Source organism: Promicromonospora kroppenstedtii DSM 19349 (genome assembly GCF_000515355.1).
In the GTDB taxonomy this organism is placed as follows: Bacteria; Actinomycetota; Actinomycetes; order Actinomycetales; family Cellulomonadaceae; genus Promicromonospora; species Promicromonospora kroppenstedtii.
Window position 1 is genome coordinate 19,479 of the sequence record NZ_KI911664.1, and the last position, 3,223, is coordinate 22,701.

Genomic DNA, 3,223 nt, shown 5'->3' on the forward strand with positions numbered 1-3,223 from the left:
GGCCGGACGGGGCGACGTGCGCGGCAGACCCGGCCGCCGTCGTCGACCCGGAGCAGCTCGCGGCCGAGGCGTGCCCGGCTGACCCGCCCCGCCCGCGCCCGTAACGAAAGTGCGCTTCTACCCAGTCTTTAGGCCCGAAACCCACGTGGATCCCGGGCGCAATGACTGGGTAGAAGCGCACCTGCGCGCGGGCCTGCCCGCGGCCCTCATCTCGAACGGGTTGGTCTGTGCTGAATAGGTGTATTGCTGCCATTTCTCCGGTAGGTTTTGGGTGAAATCACGAGCGCCTGGGGGCAACGTTGCGCCCAGGGGGAGGAGCCCATCGATGTCGATGTTCCGTCGTACCCGACGTGTCCTGCTGGCCGTAGCCGTGATCGCCGGCCTGCAACCGGTCGCCCTGGCGCATGCCGGGCCACCACCCACCGAATCCGTGCCGGTGTCCGCCGCACCACAGGCGGACGACGTCGACGCCGCCACCGCCGTGGCCGACGCCCGGGTCTCCGCCGACGTGCTGATGGACTCCTACGACCCGGAGAAGGCGTGGTTCGCGTCGAGCTGGTGGAACTCCGCCGTCGCGCTGCAGACCATCGGCGACTACATGAAGCGCACGGGCGACCAGAGCTACCTGGACGAGCTGGACCACAGCTTCGAGACCAACAAGGGCCCGTTCCCGGCGGGGGAGCGGTCCACCGACGAGATCTACGGCAACTTCACCAGCCGCGCCATCGACGACTCGGGCTGGTGGGGGCTCAACTGGGTCACCGCGTACGACCTGACCGGCGACGAGAAGTACCTCGACATGGCCCTCACCATCGGCGAGTTCATGAACGAGTTCTGGGACACCAGCACCTGCGGCGGTGGCATCTGGTGGAACGAGGAGCGCACCTACAAGAACGCCGTCACCAACGGCCAGTGGATCCGGCTGACCGCAGAGCTGCACAACCGCCTGCCCGGCGACACCCTCTGGCTGGACCGCTCCCAGGAGGCGTGGGACTGGTACGTGGCCAGCGGCATGATCAACTCCGACGGGCTGGTCCATGACGGGCTGCGCGACGACTGCTCCAGCAACAACGACACCGTGTGGACCTACAACCAGGGCCTCGGCATCGGCGCGGCGCTGGAGCTGTGGCGGGCCACGGGCGACCCGGAGCTCCTCGAGCAGGCCCGCTACCTGGCCGACTCCGCGCTGGGGTCCGACGTGCTCGTCAAGGACGGCGTGCTGACCGAGTGGTGCGAGGCCGCCGGTCGCAGCTGCGACGACAACCAGAAGCAGTTCAAGGGCATCTTCGCGCGCTACCTGATGGAGCTGGCGGACACCACGGGTGAGCCCGCCTACCAGCAGTTCGTCGCGGACCAGGCGGACTCGATCTGGGCGAACGACCGCGACGTCGTGGGCCGGCTCGGCCTGCGCTGGGCCGGAGCGACCGACACCCAGCCCAACGTGTTCGACTGGCGCACGCAGGCCAGCGCCCTGAGCGCACTGATCGCCGACGTGCCGCAGGAGCAGCCCCGCCGCACTATCTCCGCCGCGGCCTCGCCCGCGGTGGTGGCGGTGCTGCCCGCCTCCGGTACGGCCACTCGGGTGGGCCTCGACGTCGCGGTGGCGGCGACGTCGGCCCGGCCGGAGGCGCTGCCGCTGACCGTGCGGACCTCCGGACCGCGTGGCTGGAAGGTGACGGCCGACCGGACGCTGCGGCTGAGCCCGACCGGGCACGCCTCTCCGGCACGGGCGACCGTGCCCGTGGACGTGCGGGTTCCCGTCGGCACCGCCGACGGCAGCTACCCGGTGAGCGTCACCGTCACCGCCCGCTCGGGTCTGACCTACACCGCGCGCGCGGAGGTGCTGGTCGCGGGCGTCGTCGACTTCGCGGCCGGCTCGCCCGAGGAGATTCCCTGGCTCTGGGACGCCGGCGGGTCCGGTTTCAGCGGCGGCGGCAGCCGCTACGCCGACGGCGAGAGCGCGTTCGTCTACCGGTTCCCGTTCCCCGAGGGCACGACGTCGGCCCAGGTGGCCCTGGAGATCGACAACCAGTACGTCGTCGAGGTGGGGCCGGACGGCGAGTCCTGGACCACGGTGCTCACCGAGGACGAGCAGATCCGGGACGGCTCCAACCGGGCCGAGCACACGCTCGACCTGACCGAGCACCTCGGTGACGACAACGCCGCCTACGTCCGGGTGTCCGACGCCTTCCCGGCCGACGGCTGGGGCGGCGGCGTCTACCACGTGACGGCGACGTACGAGACGTCCTGACCGCTCCGCTCGACCTCTCGGTCTGACCGTTCCGCCCGACTGGTCCGCCCGCCCGATCGGGGCGATCTCCTTCGAGGCCTAAGTTTCTTGTCTTTGGACCGGTCCAAAGACAAGAAACTTAGGCCTCAAAGGCGGGGGTCGACGGCGCGGGTCGACGGCGGGGTCGACGGCGGGGTCGACGGGGGGCGACGGCGGGGTCGACGGCGGGGGTCGAGAGCCGGGGGCCGGCGGCTGGGTTGCCAGCAGGGCACGGCGCAGCGGGGCAGGACAGGGTCGGCACGACAAGGCCGGCAGGGCAGGATGGCCCCATGAGCGAATCCGATGTCTCCGCGATCATCAGCGAGGTCGAGGCCCAGGAGGCCGAGCTGGTGCTGCCCTCCTTCACGCACGACCAGGCCTGGCGCCTCGGCAGCCTGCTCGTCGAGCTCGCGGTCGAGCGCGACCTGCCTGTGACGATCGACGTCCGCAAGGGCACCCAGCAGGTGTTCCACGCGGCCCGGCCGGGCACCACGCCCGACAACGACTCGTGGGTCCAGCGCAAGGTGGCAGTGGTCTACCGGTTCGGCGCGTCGTCCTACCTCGTGGGGCTGCGGGCCAAGGCCAAGGGCACCGACTTCAACGCCACGCACGGCCTGCCGTTCCAGGAGTACTCGGCGCACGGCGGGGCGTTCCCGGTCCGTGTGACGGACGTGGGGATCGTCGGCGTGGTGACCGTGTCCGGACTGGCTCAGCAGGACGACCACGCCCTCGTGGTCGAGGCGCTGCGCGAGCTGGTCGAGGCTCAGCCGCTGGTCTGAGGTGCACCCGCCCCGCTCCGCCCGGGGCGGGTGCTGCGCATGTCGCGCGGCGTGTCGCAGCGGGGCGACCGTATGTACCCGGGGTGGGTTGCGCTGTGTAGACAATGTCTACGCAGGGCAACACACCCCGCGGACCTAGGTTCGCCCCGCTGCGACACGCCGCGCGACACGCGCA

The 3,223-nt window shown here is 71.0% G+C and carries 2 protein-coding genes; both read left to right on the forward strand.

Going from position 1 to position 3,223, the window contains the following annotated elements; all coding sequences use genetic code 11:
- Positions 1–325 precede the first annotated feature (325 nt).
- The gene (locus tag PROKR_RS11905; RefSeq protein ID WP_036963448.1) at positions 326–2,251 is read left to right on the forward strand and encodes a glycoside hydrolase family 76 protein; all 1,926 of its coding nucleotides are present in this window, start codon (positions 326–328) and stop codon (positions 2,249–2,251) included.
- A 308-nt stretch (positions 2,252–2,559) separates the two neighbouring features.
- The gene (locus tag PROKR_RS11910) at positions 2,560–3,048 is read left to right on the forward strand and encodes a heme-degrading domain-containing protein (RefSeq protein WP_020018199.1); all 489 of its coding nucleotides are present in this window, start codon (positions 2,560–2,562) and stop codon (positions 3,046–3,048) included.
- Positions 3,049–3,223 lie beyond the last annotated feature (175 nt).

What these genes read in the sequence shown, in the direction of transcription:
- PROKR_RS11905 (WP_036963448.1), top strand. Translation starts at nt 326, where the DNA reads ATGTCGATGTTCCGTCGTACCCGACGTGTCCTGCTGGCCGTAGCCGTG.
- PROKR_RS11910 (WP_020018199.1), top strand. Translation starts at nt 2,560, where the DNA reads ATGAGCGAATCCGATGTCTCCGCGATCATCAGCGAGGTCGAGGCCCAG.